This is a genomic window from Sphingopyxis sp. BE259 (genome assembly GCF_031457495.1).
Taxonomy (GTDB): Bacteria; Pseudomonadota; Alphaproteobacteria; order Sphingomonadales; family Sphingomonadaceae; genus Sphingopyxis.
In genome coordinates, this window is sequence record NZ_JAVDWM010000001.1 from 1,418,059 (window position 1) to 1,434,924 (window position 16,866).

Genomic DNA, 16,866 nt, shown 5'->3' on the forward strand with positions numbered 1-16,866 from the left:
CCCATGTCCGAAGATGAATTCTATCGCATCAAGCGCCTGCCGCCCTATGTCATCGCCGAAGTCAATGCGATGCGTGCGGCCGCCCGCGCCTCGGGCGAAGACATCATCGACCTGGGGATGGGCAACCCCGACCTGCCGCCCCCCGCGCATGTCATCGAAAAGCTCTGCGAAGTGGCGATGAAGCCCGACGCGCACGGCTATTCGCAGTCGAAGGGCATTCCGGGCCTCCGCAAGGCGCAGGCCAATTATTATGCGCGCCGCTTCAACGTCGAACTCGACGCGGAGAGCGAAGTCGTGGTGACGATGGGGTCGAAGGAAGGGCTCGCGAGTCTGGCGACCGCGATCACCGGCCCCGGCGACGTCGTGCTGGCACCGAACCCGAGCTATCCGATCCACACCTTTGGCTTCATCATTGCTGGGGCGACGATCCGCAGCGTGCCGACGACGCCCGACGAGAATTACTGGCGCGCGCTCGACCGCGCGATGGCGTTCACCGTGCCGCGCCCGTCGATCCTGGTGGTCAATTACCCGTCGAACCCGACCGCCGAGGCGGTGGACCTGGCGTTCTACGAACGGCTGGTCGCGTGGGCGAAGGAGAACAAGGTCTGGGTGCTGTCGGACCTCGCCTATTCGGAACTTTATTACGACGGCAACCCGACGCCATCGATCCTGCAGGTGCCGGGGGCCAAGGATGTGGCGATCGAATTTACCTCGATGTCGAAAACATACTCGATGGCGGGCTGGCGGATGGGCTTTGCGGTCGGCAACAAGCGGCTGATCGCCGCGATGACGCGGGTGAAATCCTATCTCGACTATGGCGCCTTCACCCCGATTCAGGCCGCGGCCTGCGCGGCGCTGAACGGGCCGCAGGACATCGTCGCCCGCAACCGCGACCTGTATCAGAAGCGCCGCGACGTGATGGTCGAGAGCTTCGCCCGGGCCGGTTGGGACATCCCGAGCCCGAAGGCGTCGATGTTCGCCTGGGCGCCGCTGCCGCCCGCGCTGAAAGACATGGGCAGTCTGGAATTTTCCAAGCAGATGCTGATCCATGCCAAGGTCGCGGTGGCACCCGGCGTCGGCTATGGCGAAGATGGTGAAGGTTTCGTCCGCATCGCGATGGTCGAAAATGAGCAGCGCATCCGCCAGGCAGCGCGCAACATTCGCAAATTTCTCCAGCTGCACGGCGTCAACACGCCGTCGGTCGCCGTCGGCGCCGAGGGATGAGTATGACCGGCTCGGCGATGATCGCCGAGACGATCCAGCTGTCCGTCACCCCGGTGTTCCTGCTCGTCGCGACGGGAAGCCTGCTCAATGTGCTGACCGGGCGGTTGTCGCGCGTCGTCGATCGATCGCGCGCGCTAATGGAGCGTTGGGCGGAAACCGAGGGGGCGGAGCATGAACGGGTCGTCGCCGAACTGCGCGCTGCCGACCGCCGGATGGATGTGATCAACAATGCGATCGCCGCCGCGGTCGCGTGCGGGATCGTCGTGTGCCTGCTCGTGGCGCTGCTGTTCGCGCAGGCGATCGCCGGGTTCAACCTGGGCCTGGCGGCGTCGTGGGCGTTCGCGATCGCGATGCTGCTGCTCCTCGCCTCGCTGGTGCTGTTCCTGATCGAGGTGCGGATGGCGATCCGCAATATCCATGTCCCGATGGAGTTGCTCGAGCTGGAAGAAATGGGCTGGAAGCGGCGGCGCGATAAACGCTAAGCCTGTCGTCATTGCGCCCTCGGGACGCCGCGAGATTTTTTTGGACAGGTCGCAGGCTGGCAGCCGTAGCGGCAATTGCAAGTGAGCGACGTCAGCGCGCCGCAAGAACGTTGACACCACTCCCCCCGGTCTGCTCCCATGGACGCGGGAGATAGAAATGACCGAAAAAGCAGCCTTGTCGCCGGGCATTGCCACCCCGTCCGCCGGTGTTTCCGCGCAAACGCGGTCGATGCTGTGGATTTTGCTGGTCGTTTATATCTTCAACTTTCTGGACCGGCAGATCGTCAACATATTGGCCGAACCGATCAAGGCCGACCTGGGGCTTTCGGACACCCAGCTCGGGCTGCTGGCGGGACCGGCCTTTGCGGTCTTTTATGCGCTGCTCGGTATCCCGATCGCGCGCTACGCCGACAAGGACGGCACCAACCGGGTGCGGCTGATCGCGATCTCGCTGGCGATCTGGTCGGCGATGACCGCGGTGTGCGGGCTGGCGCAGAATTTCGTCCAGTTGCTGCTGGCGCGGGTCGGGGTCGGGGTCGGCGAGGCGGGATGCACCCCGGCCGCCCATTCGCTGATTTCGGACAGCGTCCCGGCCGAAAAACGCTCGTCGGCGATTGCGTTCTATGGCCTTGGCGTGCCGATCGGGTCGCTGCTCGGGCTGATCATCGGCGGGGTCGTCAACGATCTTTATGGCTGGCGCGTCGCCTTGATGATGGTCGGTGCGCCGGGAATCCTGCTGGCGCTGGTGGTGCTGTTCGTGATGCGCGAGCCGCGACACAGCCGTTCGGAGGAAGCGGTGGCGACGGCACGGGGGGTCGTGCCGCTCTCAACGGGCGAGGCGCTGCGCGAAATTTTCAGTTCGCGCGCCTTCATCTACATCCTGATCGCCGCGTCGGTCGTTGCCGTCCTGGGTTATGGCAAGGCGCTGTGGACGATCAGCTTCTTCATCCGCAGCCACGGACTATCGACGACCGAGGCCGGGCTGTCGATGGCGGTGGTGCTGGGGCTGGCCGGGGCGTTCGGAACCTGGCTGGGCGGCAAGATGGCCGACAAATACGGCCCGCGTGACAAGAAACATCTGCTGACCTTTCCCGCCTACGGCATGGCGATCGCAGCGCCGATCCTGTTCCTGGGCTATTATATGGAGGACTGGCGCGTCGCAGTGGCGATGCTGATCATCCCGACCATCCTCAATTCGGCTTATTATGGGCCCGCTTACGGCTGTGTGCAGGGGCTGGTCCAACCGCGCGCGCGCGCCGTCGCGGCGTCGATCATGTTGTTCGGACAGAATTTGATCGGTCTCGGCCTCGGGCCGTTCCTGTTCGGGGTGTTGTCCGACGCACTGCAACCTGTGGCCGGAACCGAAAGCGTGCGCTGGGTGCTGTATGGCGCGGCTTGGCTAGGGCTGATCCCGGCGTTCTTCTTCTGGCGCGCCAGCTTGCGGCTGAAGGCCGAGTTGAAGTCGGGTTAGCTGCCACGTCTCGTCATTGCGAGCGGAGCGAAGCAATCCAGAGCGGTTTACGCCTACTCTGGATTGCCGCGTCGCTTCGCTCCTCACAATGACGAATCAATAGGGCGGATCGACCTTCGCGCGCTGCGCCTTGGCAGCGTCGATCCACCAATTGAGGTCGTCGGCGAAGCGCGGGAAGCTCTTGACCAGCCGCGCGCCATCGTCGCCCGTCGGCTGGCCATCGGCATCGAACGCACCGCCGATCCGCCCGACGGGGAGGATCGACGAGGTGACCGCCATCCCCATTTCGCCCAGCGTATCGCGCCAGCCCATCATCGCGCGCACCCCCGACCATGGCCCTGCCGAGTAACAGGCGATCGCGGCGGGGCGCCAGAACCATTCTTCGAGGAAATGGTCGGTCAAATTCTTCAATCCCGGCTGCGGTCCCCAATTATATTCGCCGGTGACGAACAGAAAGCCGTCGGCGGCGCGAATTTTCTCCGCAAGCTCGCCCATCGCGGGCGGCGCTTCGCCCTTCGCATATTCTTTGTACATGCGGTCGAGCATCGGCAGGTTCACCGCTTTGGCGTCGATCAGTTCGGCGCTGTCGCCGCGCGCGATCACGGCATCGACCAGCCACTGCGCGAGCTTGATGCCCTGCCGGTCGCGGCGGTAGCTGCCATAGAAGATGAGTATGTGACGGGTCATGGTGCGACGGTGGCACGGCTTGCGCCGCAACGGAAGTGTCCTAAGCTGCCCGCGACCAAGATTGGGGGAGAAAATGATGCGCGTTTATCGCACGCCGGACGATCGTTTTGCGGATTTGCCGGACTGGCCCTATGCGCCACATTATGTCGAGATCGAGGGCGGCCTGCGCGTCCATTTTGTTGATGAGGGCGCGTCCGATGCCCAGCCGGTGCTGATGCTGCATGGCGAGCCGACTTGGGCCTATCTGTATCGTCACATGATCGGTCCGGCGGTCGATGCGGGGTTTCGCGTCGTCGCGCCCGACCTGATCGGCTTCGGTCGTTCGGACAAACCCCTCGACCGCACGGCCTACAGCTATGCGGCGCAGGTCGCATGGATGCGGCAATCGATCGAGGCACTCGACCTCAAAAACATGATCCTCGCCTGTCAGGATTGGGGTTCATTGATCGGCCTGCGACTGGTCGCCGAAATGCCCGAGAGGTTCGCTGGGGTCGCGTTATCGAACGGTGGACTCCCCGAAGGGCAACCCGCGCCGCGCGCCTTTGCCATCTGGCGCGCTTTTTCGCGCTACAGCCCGGTGTTCCCGATCGGCAAGATCGTCAAGGCGGGGGCCAAGCGTGAGCTGAGCGCCGCCGAGATTGCGGCCTATGATGCGCCATTCCCGACCCGCGCGTCGAAGGTCGCGGCACGGGTCTATCCATCATTCGTACCGCTGGGCCACAATGCCGCGGTGCCAGATCAAAAGCGCGCCTGGGCGGCGCTGGAGGCGTTCGACAAGCCGTTCCTGTGCTGCTTTTCCGATGGCGACCCGATCACGCGCGGCGGTGATGCGCTGTTCACGTCGCGCGTTCCCGGCGCGCAGAGCATGGCGCACCGAACTTTGCACGGCGGGCATTTCATTCAGGAGGATGACCCGGCCGGATTCGTCGCCGCGATCCGAGATGTCGCTGCTGCCGGGCGCTGATCGTCAGTCGCTGAACGGGTCGCGGATCAGGATTGTGTCCTCGCGCTCGGGGCTGGTTGATACCAGCGCGATCGGGGTCTCGATCAGTTCCTGGACGCGCTGGATATATTTGATCGCCTGCGCGGGCAGGTCGGCATAGCTGCGCGCACCCGCGGTCGTTTCCTGCCAGCCGTCCATTTCCTCGTAGATCGGCTCGACCTCGGCCTGATCGGCGGAGTGCGCCGGGAAATAGTCGAGGATCTTGCCGCGCAGCCGGTAGCCGGTGCAGATGCGGATCGTGTCGAAGCCGTCAAGCACGTCGAGCTTGGTGAGCGCGATGCCGGTGACGCCCGATACCGCGCAGCTTTGCCGCACCAGTACCGCGTCGAACCAGCCGCAGCGGCGCTTGCGCCCGGTGACGGTGCCGAATTCATGGCCGCGTTCGCCGAGCTTCTGGCCGGTCGCGTCTTCGAGTTCGGTGGGGAAGGGGCCGCTGCCGACGCGCGTCGTATAAGCCTTGGCGATACCGAGGACGAAGCCGACCGCCGAGGGGCCAAGGCCCGAGCCGCTGGCGGCGGTGCCGCTCACCGTGTTGCTGCTGGTGACGAAGGGATAGGTGCCGTGATCGACGTCGAGCAGGACACCCTGCGCGCCTTCGAACAAGATGCGCGCGCCCGCCTTGCGGACTTTCTTCAGGCGCTTCCACACCGGCTGGGCATATTCGAGCACATAGTCGGCGATTTCGGTGAGGTCGGCGACCAGCCGCTCGCGGTCGATCGGCGGCTCGCCGAACCCGGCGCGCAGCGCGTCGTGGTGCGCGGTCAGGCGGTCGAGCTGCGGTTCGAGCTTGTCGAGATGGGCGAGGTCGCAGACGCGGATCGCGCGGCGACCGACCTTGTCCTCATAGGCCGGACCGATTCCGCGCCCGGTGGTGCCGATCTTGCCTGCACCCGCCGCGGTTTCGCGCAGCGCGTCGAGGTCGCGGTGGAACGGCAGGATCAGCGCGCAATTGTCGGCGATCGCAAAATTCTCTGCATTGATGACGACGCCCTGGCCGCGCAGCTTGGTGATCTCGTCGCGCAGCGCCCAGGGGTCGAGCACGACGCCGTTGCCGATGATCGACAGCGTGCCGGTGACGATGCCCGACGGGAGCAGCGACAGCTTGTAGACCTGCTCGCCGACGACGAGCGTATGACCGGCATTATGGCCGCCCTGGAAACGCACCACGGCATCGGCGCGGCTGGCAAGCCAGTCGACAATCTTGCCCTTGCCCTCGTCGCCCCATTGCGACCCGATGACGGTAACATTTGCCATGATGCTGTCCTGCTGAACCGGGCCAAAAACGACCAGCGCGGCGCCCGGCGAGGCCTTAGCGGATTTGGCCGCAGAGGCAAGCGCGCTGGGATGATTTTGCGACATTTGGGCCGGACAAGCGATGCGCGCCGGGGGGCGATGGAGGTGCGGATATGAGCAAGCGAATCTGGATCGGGCTGGCGGCGGTGACCGCCGTGGTGGCAAGCGGGATGCCGGTCAGCGATGCGCGCGAAAAACTGCGCGACCGGCTGCGTGAGCGAATGGCCGAACGCATGGGCGCCGAGGATGGCGCCAAGGTGCCGGGGGGTGAGACGATCGCCTATGGCAGCGATGCGTTGCAGGTGCTGGATGTCTGGCGCGCCAAAGCGGCCAAAGGACCGGCGCCGCTGATCGTCTATGTCCATGGCGGCGGGTGGAAGCGCGGTAGCAAGGACAATGCGACCGGGCGCTTCAAGCCGGTGCATTATCCGGGGCAGGGCTATGCCTTTGCGTCGATCAACTATCGCCTCGTCCCCGCCGCGACGGTCGAGCAGCAGGCGGCCGATGTGGCGAGCGCGGTCAAGGCTCTGATCGACCGCGCCAGCGCGCTGGGCATCGATCGGCGGCGGATCGTGCTGATGGGACATAGCGCGGGCGCGCATCTGGTCGCGCTGGTTGGCACCGACGAGCGTTATCTGAGGGGGGCCGGGCTGTCTTTCGCCGACATCGCGGGGGTGATCCCGAATGACGGCGCGGCTTATGATGTTCCCGCGCAGATGAAGGACGGCCCGCCGATCATGCAAGCGACCTACAAGCAGGCGTTCGGGACAGACCCGGCGCGGCAAAAAGCCTTGTCGCCGACGGCGCACGCCGCGGCGCCCAATGCGCGGGAGTTTCTGCTGCTCTATGTCCAGCGCGAAGATGGCGTGCGGCAGGCGAAGGCCTTGGGGGCCTCGCTGACTGCGGGCGGCAGCCGGGTCGAACATGGCAGTTTCCCCGGCGAGGGGCTGAAAGGCCATGCCGAGATCAACCGCAGTCTGGGTGATCCGGCCTATGCGGCGACGGGGGCGGTTGATGCGTGGTTGAAGCGGGTGTTCGCAAAATAGCCATCGTCATTGCGAGCGTAGCGAAGCAATCCAGAGCAGGGTAAGGCCGCTCTGGATTGCTTCGCTACGCTCGCAATGACGGCTGAAGAGAAAGGATATGCGGCCATGACCAACCCCGACGCCCCTTACCACGCGCATATCTATTACGACCCCGTCGAGCGGCCTACCGCGGCTGCGCTTCGCGACGATTTCGGCAAAGATCCCGCGATCCTGTTCGTCGGCGCGATGACCGACGGACCTGCAGGGCCGCACCCGATCGCGCAATATGAGGTGCATTTTCTGGCGCGGTCGTACGATGATGTCGTGGCGACCATCGAAGCGACCGGCCTGCGCGCGCTTGTTCATCCACTGACCGATGATGACCTGGCCGACCACACGACGCTGGCGCACTGGATTGGCGAGCCTGTGACGCTCGATGTGACGGTGCTCGATCCGCCGGGGGTCAATCAAGGCGTGCCGCGGTTCGGGGTTTCGGATTTTTAAACCGTCCGTCATCCCGGCCTTCGCCGGGATGACGATAGATATGGGCCTCAGACCGCTGTTGGTCCGTCGGCACCCAGCCGCCACCCGCACCCCAGCGCCTGCGCATCGTCAATATCGGACAGGGCGGCCACCGTCTGCCAGTCATCGGCGCGCAGGCTCGCCGCGAGCACCGGATCGTGGCCCAGCGGCAGGAAGATGCGGCGGTCGCTGTCGTCTTCGGCACCCAGCCCCGCGTCGATCAGCGGATCGGGATAGAGCGAAAAGCCGACCGCGGCTTCCTCCTGTTCGCCAACCGGAATCGCATAGCCGCCGCCGCGGCCGACCGCGTCGCCCTGCCCCGGAACGAAGATCTGGAATCCGAACCAGCTTTGATAGGCAAAGCCGTGGCGTTCGGTCGGGTCGAGGGTCAGCGTGACGCGGTCGCGGATGGGGGCAGCGATCGCTTCGAGCGCGTCGATGCGGGCGGTGAGCACCCCCGATGTATCGAAGGCGCGCAGATCCGCAATCGCCTGATCGAAGGGGCCGGTGGCGCGGAGCAAGGGCAGATAGGCCGCGGCGCCGATGCGGGTAAGCGCCCCGGCGTCCTTGGCGTCGAGCTCGTCGCGCAATTGCTGGATGTCGGTATCGACGGGCAGCGGACCGTTCGCGAGCAGATCGACGACGTCGGGCAGGGTGAAGTCGATCGTCACCGGGCCGATCCCCGCGGCTTCGAGCGCGTCGATCGCGACCGACACAATCTCGCGCGCTGCCGCGACGCTGTCGCTGCCGATCAGCTCGGCGCCAACCTGGAGCATCTCGCGCGCCGGGCGCAGCTGGCTGGCGCGCAGTTTGACGATCTGACCGGCGTAGCAAAGCCGCAGCGGGCGCGGGGCATTGGCGAGCAGTGAGGTGGCGATCCGCCCGACCTGCCGCGTGATATCGGGGCGAAGCGCCAGCGTCCGCTGCGACACCGGATCGGTGAAGCGCAGCAGGTCGCGGGTGGTGCGATCATCGTCGCCGCCCAGCGTCTCGCGAAACTCGGCCAGCGGCGGCGCCACGCGGCCATAGCCATGCGCGCGCATCGCATCGACGAGCGCGCGGGTGACGCGCGACGCGGCTTCGGCCTGTTGGGGCAGGCGATCGCGGAGGCCTTCGGGTAGCAGGGCAGGGGTGCGGGGCATGGGTGCGGCCTTAGGCGGGTCGAAAACTTGATTCAACAACCCAGAATTTCCGTTCGCATCGAGCGAAGTCGAGATGCCTTGATGGCATGGTCACCCGATAGGTGTCTCGACTTCGCTCGACACGAACGGAAATGGAGGATGGCGCTAGAATTTGAGTCCCTTCACCGTCTTCACGCCGGGCAACTGGCACAGCTGCCACAGCAGCGGCTCAGGCATCGGCGAATCGAGCGAGAGGAGCAGCACCGCCTCGCCGCCCGCGCCGCGGCGGCCGAGGTGGAAGGTGCCGATGTTGAGCCCGGCGTCGCCCAGCGTCGTGCCGATGCGGCCGATGAACCCCGGGGCGTCCTCGTTGACGATATAGAGCATATGGCCGTCGAGGTCGGCCTCGACCTTGATCCCGAACATTTCGACCAGCCGCGGGTCGCCATTGCTGAACAGCGTGCCCGCAACCGAGCGGTCGCCCTGTTCGGTGGCGACGGTGACGCGCACCAGCGTGTGGTAATCGCCGTCGCGGTCGTGGCGCACTTCGCGGACGTCGAGGCCGCGTTCGCGCGCCAGATGCGGGGCGTTGACCATGTTCACGCTGTCCGAATAGCGGCGCATCAGGCCGGTCAGCACCGCGGCGGTGATCGGCTTGAGGTTGAGTTCTGCCGCTGCCCCCTCGACCTCGACCGAGATGGTGGTGAGATTGTCGTGCGCGAGCTGGCCGACCAGGCTGCCGAGCTTTTCGGCGAGGCTCATATAGGGGCGCAGCTTCGGCGCTTCTTCGGCCGACAGGCTGGGGACGTTGAGCGCGTTGGTGATGCCGCCGGTGAGCAGATAATCCGAAATCTGTTCGGCCACCTGAATGGCGACATTGACCTGCGCTTCGTCGGTCGAGGCGCCCAGATGCGGGGTGCAGATGAAGTTCGGGGCGCTGAATAGCGGGTGATCGGCGGCGGGGGGCTCCTGCGCAAACACGTCGAGCGCCGCGCCCGCGACATGGCCGCTGTCGAGCGCGTCCTTCAGCGCCGCTTCGTCGATCAACCCGCCACGCGCGCAGTTGATGATCCGCACGCCCTTCTTCGCCTTGGCCAGATTTTCGGCCGACAGAATATTGCGCGTCTGGTCGGTCAGCGGCGTGTGCAGCGTGATGAAGTCGGCTTTGGCGAGCAGCGTGTCGAGATCGGCCTTTTCGACGCCAAGCTCGATCGCGCGTTCGGGGGTCAGGAAGGGATCGAAGGCGACGACCTTCATACGCAGGCCCAGCGCACGTTCGGCCACGATGCTGCCGATATTGCCGCAACCGATCAGGCCGAGGGTTTTGGAGGTCAGTTCGACCCCCATGAAATCATTCTTCGGCCACTTGCCCGCCTGCGTCCCGGCGTTCGCTTCGGGAATCTGGCGGGCGAGCGCGAACATCATCGCGATCGCATGTTCGGCGGTGGTGATGCTGTTGCCGAAGGGCGTGTTCATCACGATGACGCCCTGTTTCGACGCCGCGGGAATATCGACATTGTCGACCCCGATCCCGGCGCGGCCGACGACTTTCAGATTGGTTGCGGCGGCGAGGACGTCGGCGGTGACTTTCGTGGCCGAACGGATGGCAAGGCCGTCATAGTCGCCGATCATCGCGATCAGCTCGTCCTTGGTCTTGCCGGTGATGACGTCGACCTGGATGCCGCGTTCGGCAAAGATCGCGGCGGCTTTGGGGTCCATTTTGTCGCTGATGAGGACTTTGGGTGCGGTCATTTCGATAATCCTATTTCTCGTCACCCCCGCGAAAGCGGGGGTCCCGCTTTCTTGTTCAATGCTGGACGTGACTTGGAAAAAGCGGGATTCCCGCCTTCGCGGGAATGACGATTAAGGCGTCAGGCGGAGAGGGTTGAGTAGGCCCAGTCGAGCCACGGGCCGAGTGCTTCGATGTCAGCGGTGTCGATGGTCGCGCCGCACCAGATGCGAAGCCCCGGCGGTGCGTCGCGATAACCTGCGATGTCGTAGGCCGCGCCTTCCTTGTCGAGCAGGGCCGCGAATTTCTTGATGAAATCCTCGTCGGCACCGGCGACCGACAGGCAAACCGAGGTCTTCGACCGGCTGGCGGGATCGGCGGCGAGGTGGCTGAGCCAGTCGCGGTCGGCGACGATCTTGTCGAGCGCCGCAGCGTTCGCGTCGCTGCGCGCCTTCAATCCGTCGAGGCCGCCCAGCGACTTCGCCCATTCGAGCGCGAAGATCGCGTCTTCGACCGCGAGCATTGACGGGGTGTTGATCGTCTCGCCCTTGAACACGCCCTCGGTCAGCGCGCCCTTCGACACGAGGCGGAACACCTTCGGCAGCGGCCAGGCGGGAGTGTAGGTTTCGAGCCGTTCGACCGCGCGCGGGCCGAGGATCAGCACGCCATGGCCGCCCTCGCCGCCGAGCACTTTCTGCCAGCTGAAGGTCGCGACGTCGATCTTGTCCCAGGGCAGGTCGTAAGCGAACACCGCGCTGGTCGCGTCGGCAAAGCTCAGGCCTTCGCGGTCGGCGGCGATCCAGTCGCCGTTCGGGACGCGGACGCCGCTGGTCGTGCCGTTCCAGGTGAACAGCACGTCGTTCGACCAGTCGACCTGCGTCAGATCGGGAAGCTGGCCGTAATCGGCGCGGATGACGGTCGGGTCGAGCTTGAGTTGCTTGGCGGCGTCGGTGACCCAGCCCTCGCCGAAGCTCTCCCATGCGAGTGTCGTCACCGGCTTGGCGCCCAGCATCGTCCACATCGCCATCTCGAAGGCGCCGGTGTCGGATCCGGGCACGATGCCGATGCGGTGGGTGTCGGGCAGCTGCAACATCTCGCGCATCAGATCGATGCAATATTGCAGACGCGTCTTGCCGATGTTGGCACGGTGCGAGCGGCCCAGCGATTCGGTTTGGAGTTTTTCGGGGGACCAGACTGGCGGCTTGGCGCAGGGTCCGGAGGAGAAAAACGGGCGTGCAGGGCGCAATTCGGGTTTCGGCACTTCAGTCATATAGTCTCTCCTTGCAGAGAGCTCGCGCGGCGTTGGGACCGCGTGGCCCGGCGCTGCGTTTAAGGTGAGCGCGCGGGCTGTCAAACAAAATGCGTGGGCCGCGCTAAATTTCGGGTGAGCCGAAGCAAGTCTAAAGAGCTTATTAACCATCTTGCCGGTATTTTGACGCCATGCCGATTCCGCCGTTCTTGCAGCCCCGGATATTGATCGCCGCGAGCGCCGCGCTGGCACTGTCGGCCTGTTTCGGCAGTCCCGACGTGATGAAGCGCAGCGACAGCAAACGTCCGGTCGCCAGCAAGCCCAACCGCCCGCAGGTCGTCGGAACGCCATCGTTCACCAGCGCCGAAGCCCAGCAATGCGCGTTCGATCTGAAGCAGGCGGGGGTGCGCTTCACCCCACTCGCCAATCAGGATCATGGCGGCGGATGCAGTTCGATCGATTCGGTGAAGCTGCTCGACATCGGCACCCCGACGACCAACCTGGGTGCGATGACTTGCCCGCTGGCCAAGAGTTTCGCCGGCTGGGCGCAATTTGCGGTGAAGCCCGCGGCGCGCAAATATTTCGGGCAGGAGGTCGTCAAGATCGAGACCTTTGGCACCTACAGCTGCCGCAATATTTATGGCGGCCGCTCGGGCCGCTTGTCACAGCACGCCTATTCGAACGCCGTCGACGTGTCGGGCTTTGTCCTCGCCGATGGACGGCGGATCATGCTCGACGGCGGATGGAAGGGCGACAAGGCCTCGCAGGAGTTTCTTCGCGCGCTCCACAAATCGGGCTGCCGCCGCTTTGGCACCGTGCTCGGGCCGGACTATAATGCCGCGCATTATAATCATTTTCACTTCGACATGAGCGGCAACGGATACTGCCGCTAAATTCCTTCTCCCTTGATGGGCGAAGTTGGATGAGGGTGACGGAGCGTCCTGACGCCGCCCGCTTCAGGCCGAGAGCACCCCCCACCGCTGTGACTAAGCCAGCAAGCTGGCAAGTTTCACTGCCTCCCCCATCAAGGGGGAGGGATGTTTGGCCTGACTTGGCAAAGTCACGCAGAGCGGCTAGCCGCTGTCCAATGGCAGAAGATAAACAACCCCATCGTTCGCGTTTCCACAAAGCCAAGGATGACGCCAAGTTCGCCAAGCAGGCGACCACCACCCCGCAGACCGCGAGCGCCGCGTACAAGCTGGCGTTTCAGGACAACGACTTCCTGCTGCGCGAAGATTTGCGCCCGGTGCGCTTTCAGCTGGAACTGCTCAAGCCCGAATTGCTGCTCGACGAGGCGAAGATCGAGTCGATGCTCGTCATTTACGGGTCGGCGCGGATTCCCGAGCCCGAACAGGCCGACGCGCTCGAAGCCGCGGCGACTGACGATGTTCAGCGCAACATCGCGCGCCGCCTGAAGGCCAAGGCGAAATATTATGAGGAAGCACGCAAGCTGGCGCGGCTGGCAAGCCAGGTGCCGCCCGACGAAAATGGTTGCCGCCATTTCGTCGTCTGCTCGGGCGGCGGCCCGTCGATCATGGAAGCGGCCAATCGCGGTGCCGATGATGTCGGCAAGGAATCGGTCGGGCTGAACATCGTGTTGCCGCACGAACAGGCGCCGAACCGCTTCGTCACCCCCGACCTCAGTTTTCAATTCCACTATTTCGCGCTGCGCAAGATGCACTTCCTGCTCCGCGCCCGCGCGGTGTGCGTGTTCCCCGGCGGGTTCGGCACCTTTGACGAGATGTTCGAGTTGCTGACGCTGATCCAGACCGGCAAGATCAAGCCGATCCCGATCGTGCTGTTCGGCCAGGAATTCTGGGAACGCGTGGTGAATTTCGACGCGCTGGTCGAAGAGGGCGTGGTGAGCGCGCGCGACCTGGGACTGTTCAAATTCGTCGAGACCGCCGAAGAGGCGTGGCAGATCGTTCAGGATTTCTACGCGAATATCGAAGCGCAGGGGTGACGTATTTTCCTCCCCCTTTGATGGGGGAGGCAGCGAGACTTGCCAGCTTGCTGGCTTAGTCGCAGCGGTAGGGGTGCGCTCTCGGCCTGAGACGACGGCGCAAGGGCGCACCGTCACCCCCATCCAACTCCGCCTGATCGCTCCACGATAAGGCTACATATCCTTCCCCCATCAAGGGGGAAGGGAGCTCATTTCTGCGTTTCCAGATACAGGATCAGCGCCTTGCGGTCGGCGGCGTCGATGACCCCGGCGAACGCCATGCGCGTCCCCGGGACGTCCTTCATCGGCGCTTCCAGATAGCGGTCGAGCGCGGCTTCGTCCCAGACGCCGCCCTTGGCCTTCATCGCTCCCGAATAGGAAAAGTCAGGCTTGGCTGCGACCGCGGCGCCGACGATGCCGTGCAGATTGGGGCCGATGCCGTTGCGGCCGCCCTTGTCGACCGTGTGACAGGCGACGCAGCGTTTGAACACTTGCTCACCCATTGCCGCGGTAGGCGCGACCGCTGCGAAGGGCGCGGTATCGCCGCTGGCGCCGTCGGTAGGTGGAGCGTCGCTTTTGCCGCAGCTGGCAAGGACGAACGCACCCGCCAGCAGGACGGGCGCGATCCGCATTATTTCTTGGCTTCGGCCGGAGCAGGTGTTGCTGCGGTCGCATCGGCCGCCGGTGCAGCCGCTGCGCCCTCTGCGGGGGCCGCAGCTTCGCCTTCGGCCGGGGCAGCACCCTCGGCAGGTGCGACGGCTTCGGGCGCGGGCAGCGGGAGGTTAGAGCCCTGGCTGTTCATGTAAACGATCAGGTTGGCGCGGTCTTCGGCGCTGCTGAGGCCCGCGAACGACATTTTGGTGCCGGGGGCATATTTGCGCGGGCTGGCGAGCCAGGCGTCCATTCCCTTGAAATCCCAGTTGCCGGGAACGCCCTTCAGCGCGTCCGAATAGGCAAAGCCTGCGACATGGCCGTGCGGCTTGCCCAGCGCGCCCCACAGATTCGGGCCAATGCCGTTAGCGCCGCCTGAGGCAATCGTATGGCACGCAGCGCATTTGGCGAAAACCACTTCGCCCTTCACCGGATCGGCGGCGGCAAGCAGGTTCGCAATCGGCACCGCGGCGGCGCCGGCGCCGCCAGCTTCGGCGTCTTCGATCGGGAAACCGGGCTTTTCGGGGGCGTGACCGGCGAACAACATGCTCGACCCGATGGTCAGACCCAGCGCGCAAATGCCGGCGAACAGCACCCAGCCAGCGATCGTGTTGTTGCGATTGTCCATGCTTTTGCAGCCCCGTTAGCTGGCGCCCGCTTGCGGACGCATATTTGATTTGGACGCTCCCTTACTGGTGCGGCGACGACGGCGCAAGGGGATGAAATCAGGGATTGCGACCACGCGCACCGGTTGCGCGGGTGCGGCCCTGCGGCTATGCGCCGCCGCGGTAACGCGGGAAGGCAGTCATGGGCAGTTATTCGGCTTCGGCACAGCATCTGGTCGACGATATGCGGGTGAAGGCGCTTGCCGAGCCCGCGCGCGGGCTGGCGTTTCAGGGGGCGCCGGGTGCCAATAGCGACCTGGCGGCGCGCGAGTATGACCCGGATTCGCTGCCGCTGCCCTGCTATGCCTTTCAGGACGCGATCGATGCGGTGCGCGATGGCCGGGTCGACCGCGCGATCATCCCGATCGAAAACAGCCTGCATGGGCGCGTTGCGGACATTCACTTCCTGCTCCCCGAATCCGGGCTGTCGATCGTCGGCGAGCATTTCCTGCCGATCCGTTACGGCTTGATGAGCCGCGACCTCGGCCCGGTGACGCGTGCGATGAGCCATGAACAGGCGCTCGGCCAGTGCCGCCACTGGCTGCGCGCCAACAATATCGCGCCGGTCGCGCACAGCGACACTGCGGGCGCTGCGGCATGGGTCGCGGACAGCGACGAGGTCGGGCTGGCGGCTCTGGCGCCGCCGCACGCGGCCGAACTTTACGGGCTGACGCTGCATGGCACCGGGATGGAGGATGCCGAACATAATATGACCCGCTTCGTCGTCCTCGCGCGCGAGCCGCTCGCCGATCTGGCGGCGATCACCGGTCCAGTGATGACCACCTTCATGTTCGAGGTGAAGAATATTCCTGCCGCGCTTTACAAGGCGCTCGGCGGCTTTGCGACCAATGGCGTCAACATGACCAAGCTCGAGAGCTATCAGACCGGTGGCAGCTTTGCTGCGACGCAATTCTACGCTGACATCGTCGGAGCGCCGGGCGACGAACGGATCGATCGGGCACTGGAGGAACTGGATTTCCAGACCAAATCGCTGCGGCTGCTCGGTACTTACGCGCAGGCGCGGCTGCGGCCCTAAATCCCGCGGCGGCGCAGCATCCGGGCGGTCGCCGACGTCTGGACGATGAACAACGTCACCAGAATGCTCGAGACGACCAGCGCAAACAGGTCGAAAGCCGAGAAATTGGTGCCGCGAATATCGCCGCCACCGACGATCGGCATCGCGATCGTCATCGCCATCAGCATCAACCGCAGCTCGGTCGGGCCGCCCGCCATATAGGACAGACGGAATTCGCCGACGACCTTGGCGGCGATGAAGGTGTGGATCGACAGCAGGAAATAGCCGATCACCGCCATCAGCGCGACGTCGAAGCGCATATAGGGGCTCATCCCGATCGCGCTGACCATCAACAGCGTCGCCAGTGCGTCGACGCTATGGTCGACGAAATAGCCGTAATTGGGGCGTTCGATCTTGCGCCAGCGCGCCAAGCTGCCGTCGAGCGAATCGCCGAACCAGTTGACGACATAGCCCGCCAGGCAAAGCCCGAGCCATTCGCTGTCGATCCAGCTGAGCATGTAGCCAGCGGCGACCATCACGGCCCCGAAAAATCCCAGCGCGGTCAGCTTGTCGGGGGTCATCCATTGCGGCAGGCGCGGGCAGATCCAGTTGAGCAGGCGGCGTTCGCCGCGCGCGAGAATATTCTGCTGGATACGGACCGGCGCCTGCGCGACGGGCTGAAACTTGCTCATGGAAACCCTTTGTTACCGGTTGTCACAAATGCGACAGCCAGATGTCATCGGCGCGTCATAGAGCGAAAATAGCGGGTGGGGAAGGGCGGTGCAGG

The 16,866-nt window shown here is 64.9% G+C and carries 17 protein-coding genes; 9 read left to right on the forward strand and 8 right to left on the reverse strand.

The window, feature by feature from the left end; translation table 11 throughout:
* The first annotated feature begins 3 nt into the window (after positions 1-3).
* The 3 genes from J2X44_RS06880 to J2X44_RS06890 all read left to right on the forward strand — a co-directional run bounded on the left by J2X44_RS06880 (position 4) and on the right by J2X44_RS06890 (position 3,177).
* Positions 4-1,224, forward strand: coding sequence for an LL-diaminopimelate aminotransferase (locus J2X44_RS06880; RefSeq protein ID WP_310088784.1), 1,221 nt, complete (start codon positions 4-6; stop codon positions 1,222-1,224).
* The gene (locus tag J2X44_RS06885) at positions 1,221-1,706 is read left to right on the forward strand and encodes a DUF2721 domain-containing protein (RefSeq protein WP_310088785.1); all 486 of its coding nucleotides are present in this window, start codon (positions 1,221-1,223) and stop codon (positions 1,704-1,706) included. The genes J2X44_RS06880 and J2X44_RS06885 overlap by 4 nt, the downstream gene beginning before the upstream one ends.
* Before the next feature lie 157 nt (positions 1,707-1,863).
* Entirely contained in the window at positions 1,864-3,177 is a 1,314-nt protein-coding gene (locus J2X44_RS06890) for an MFS transporter (RefSeq protein WP_310088786.1), read from the forward strand.
* Between the two features lie 96 nt (positions 3,178-3,273).
* Here J2X44_RS06890 and J2X44_RS06895 read toward each other — a convergent pair whose 3' ends face one another.
* Entirely contained in the window at positions 3,274-3,864 is a 591-nt protein-coding gene (locus J2X44_RS06895) for an NADPH-dependent FMN reductase (RefSeq protein ID WP_310088787.1), read from the reverse strand.
* Positions 3,865-3,940: 76 nt separating this feature from the next.
* Here J2X44_RS06895 and J2X44_RS06900 point away from each other — a divergent pair, with 76 nt between their 5' ends.
* Positions 3,941-4,828, forward strand: a complete 888-nt coding sequence (locus J2X44_RS06900; protein ID WP_310088788.1) for a haloalkane dehalogenase — start codon at positions 3,941-3,943, stop codon at positions 4,826-4,828.
* A 3-nt stretch (positions 4,829-4,831) separates the two neighbouring features.
* On the opposite strand, the gene J2X44_RS06905 is transcribed toward J2X44_RS06900, so the two are convergent.
* On the reverse strand, positions 4,832-6,121 hold the full coding sequence (locus tag J2X44_RS06905) for an adenylosuccinate synthase (RefSeq protein WP_310089338.1): 1,290 nt from the start codon (positions 6,119-6,121) through the stop codon (positions 4,832-4,834).
* Positions 6,122-6,273: 152 nt separating this feature from the next.
* On the opposite strand from J2X44_RS06905, the gene J2X44_RS06910 reads away from it, so the two are divergent.
* Entirely contained in the window at positions 6,274-7,206 is a 933-nt protein-coding gene (locus J2X44_RS06910) for an alpha/beta hydrolase (RefSeq protein WP_310088789.1), read from the forward strand.
* A 105-nt stretch (positions 7,207-7,311) separates the two neighbouring features.
* Positions 7,312-7,689, forward strand: coding sequence for a DOPA 4,5-dioxygenase family protein (locus J2X44_RS06915; RefSeq protein ID WP_310088790.1), 378 nt, complete (start codon positions 7,312-7,314; stop codon positions 7,687-7,689).
* A gap of 47 nt (positions 7,690-7,736) precedes the next feature.
* Here the strand turns inward: J2X44_RS06915 and J2X44_RS06920 are convergent, their stop codons facing one another.
* From J2X44_RS06920 to J2X44_RS06930, 3 genes are all read right to left on the reverse strand, one after another.
* Complete coding sequence (locus J2X44_RS06920; RefSeq protein WP_310088791.1) at positions 7,737-8,849, reverse strand: ATP phosphoribosyltransferase regulatory subunit; 1,113 nt, start codon at positions 8,847-8,849, stop codon at positions 7,737-7,739.
* 144 nt (positions 8,850-8,993) lie between these two features.
* Positions 8,994-10,580, reverse strand: a complete 1,587-nt coding sequence (gene serA / locus J2X44_RS06925) for a phosphoglycerate dehydrogenase (protein ID WP_310088792.1) — start codon at positions 10,578-10,580, stop codon at positions 8,994-8,996.
* A 119-nt stretch (positions 10,581-10,699) separates the two neighbouring features.
* Positions 10,700-11,827: a phosphoserine transaminase gene (locus J2X44_RS06930; RefSeq protein WP_310088793.1), complete on the reverse strand. Its 1,128-nt coding sequence runs from the start codon at positions 11,825-11,827 to the stop codon at positions 10,700-10,702.
* A 170-nt stretch (positions 11,828-11,997) separates the two neighbouring features.
* Between J2X44_RS06930 and J2X44_RS06935 the strand changes: the two genes are divergently transcribed.
* Together J2X44_RS06935 and J2X44_RS06940 are read left to right on the forward strand one after the other, a co-directional pair.
* Positions 11,998-12,699 (forward strand): extensin family protein, encoded by a 702-nt coding sequence (locus J2X44_RS06935; protein WP_310088794.1) that lies wholly within the window; start codon positions 11,998-12,000, stop codon positions 12,697-12,699.
* A 194-nt stretch (positions 12,700-12,893) separates the two neighbouring features.
* Complete coding sequence (locus tag J2X44_RS06940; protein WP_310088795.1) at positions 12,894-13,769, forward strand: LOG family protein; 876 nt, start codon at positions 12,894-12,896, stop codon at positions 13,767-13,769.
* Positions 13,770-13,957: 188 nt separating this feature from the next.
* On the opposite strand, the gene J2X44_RS06945 is transcribed toward J2X44_RS06940, so the two are convergent.
* Complete coding sequence (locus J2X44_RS06945) at positions 13,958-14,380, reverse strand: cytochrome c family protein (RefSeq protein WP_310088796.1); 423 nt, start codon at positions 14,378-14,380, stop codon at positions 13,958-13,960.
* On the reverse strand, positions 14,380-15,027 hold the full coding sequence (locus tag J2X44_RS06950) for a cytochrome c family protein (RefSeq protein WP_310088797.1): 648 nt from the start codon (positions 15,025-15,027) through the stop codon (positions 14,380-14,382). Before J2X44_RS06950 ends, J2X44_RS06945 begins: the two co-directional genes overlap by 1 nt.
* A 179-nt stretch (positions 15,028-15,206) precedes the next feature.
* On the opposite strand from J2X44_RS06950, the gene J2X44_RS06955 reads away from it, so the two are divergent.
* A complete protein-coding gene (locus J2X44_RS06955) occupies positions 15,207-16,100 on the forward strand; it encodes a prephenate dehydratase (protein ID WP_310088798.1) in 894 nt (297 codons plus the stop codon).
* On the opposite strand, the gene J2X44_RS06960 is transcribed toward J2X44_RS06955, so the two are convergent.
* Positions 16,097-16,771: a CDP-alcohol phosphatidyltransferase family protein gene (locus tag J2X44_RS06960; RefSeq protein ID WP_310088799.1), complete on the reverse strand. Its 675-nt coding sequence runs from the start codon at positions 16,769-16,771 to the stop codon at positions 16,097-16,099. The two genes, J2X44_RS06955 and J2X44_RS06960, sit on opposite strands and share 4 nt — an antisense overlap.
* Positions 16,772-16,866: the final 95 nt, after the last annotated feature.

Excerpts from the sequence above, each read along its gene's own strand:
- J2X44_RS06880 (WP_310088784.1), top strand. The coding sequence starts at position 4 with ATGTCCGAAGATGAATTCTATCGCATCAAGCGCCTGCCGCCCTATGTC.
- J2X44_RS06885 (WP_310088785.1), top strand. The coding sequence starts at position 1,221 with ATGAGTATGACCGGCTCGGCGATGATCGCCGAGACGATCCAGCTGTCC.
- J2X44_RS06890 (WP_310088786.1), top strand. The coding sequence starts at position 1,864 with ATGACCGAAAAAGCAGCCTTGTCGCCGGGCATTGCCACCCCGTCCGCC.
- J2X44_RS06895 (WP_310088787.1), bottom strand. The coding sequence starts at position 3,864 with ATGACCCGTCACATACTCATCTTCTATGGCAGCTACCGCCGCGACCGG.
- J2X44_RS06900 (WP_310088788.1), top strand. The coding sequence starts at position 3,941 with ATGCGCGTTTATCGCACGCCGGACGATCGTTTTGCGGATTTGCCGGAC.
- J2X44_RS06905 (WP_310089338.1), bottom strand. The coding sequence starts at position 6,121 with ATGGCAAATGTTACCGTCATCGGGTCGCAATGGGGCGACGAGGGCAAG.
- J2X44_RS06910 (WP_310088789.1), top strand. The coding sequence starts at position 6,274 with ATGAGCAAGCGAATCTGGATCGGGCTGGCGGCGGTGACCGCCGTGGTG.
- J2X44_RS06915 (WP_310088790.1), top strand. The coding sequence starts at position 7,312 with ATGACCAACCCCGACGCCCCTTACCACGCGCATATCTATTACGACCCC.
- J2X44_RS06920 (WP_310088791.1), bottom strand. The coding sequence starts at position 8,849 with ATGCCCCGCACCCCTGCCCTGCTACCCGAAGGCCTCCGCGATCGCCTG.
- serA (WP_310088792.1), bottom strand. The coding sequence starts at position 10,580 with ATGACCGCACCCAAAGTCCTCATCAGCGACAAAATGGACCCCAAAGCC.
- J2X44_RS06930 (WP_310088793.1), bottom strand. The coding sequence starts at position 11,827 with ATGACTGAAGTGCCGAAACCCGAATTGCGCCCTGCACGCCCGTTTTTC.
- J2X44_RS06935 (WP_310088794.1), top strand. The coding sequence starts at position 11,998 with ATGCCGATTCCGCCGTTCTTGCAGCCCCGGATATTGATCGCCGCGAGC.
- J2X44_RS06940 (WP_310088795.1), top strand. The coding sequence starts at position 12,894 with ATGGCAGAAGATAAACAACCCCATCGTTCGCGTTTCCACAAAGCCAAG.
- J2X44_RS06945 (WP_310088796.1), bottom strand. The coding sequence starts at position 14,380 with ATGCGGATCGCGCCCGTCCTGCTGGCGGGTGCGTTCGTCCTTGCCAGC.
- J2X44_RS06950 (WP_310088797.1), bottom strand. The coding sequence starts at position 15,027 with ATGGACAATCGCAACAACACGATCGCTGGCTGGGTGCTGTTCGCCGGC.
- J2X44_RS06955 (WP_310088798.1), top strand. The coding sequence starts at position 15,207 with ATGGGCAGTTATTCGGCTTCGGCACAGCATCTGGTCGACGATATGCGG.
- J2X44_RS06960 (WP_310088799.1), bottom strand. The coding sequence starts at position 16,771 with ATGAGCAAGTTTCAGCCCGTCGCGCAGGCGCCGGTCCGTATCCAGCAG.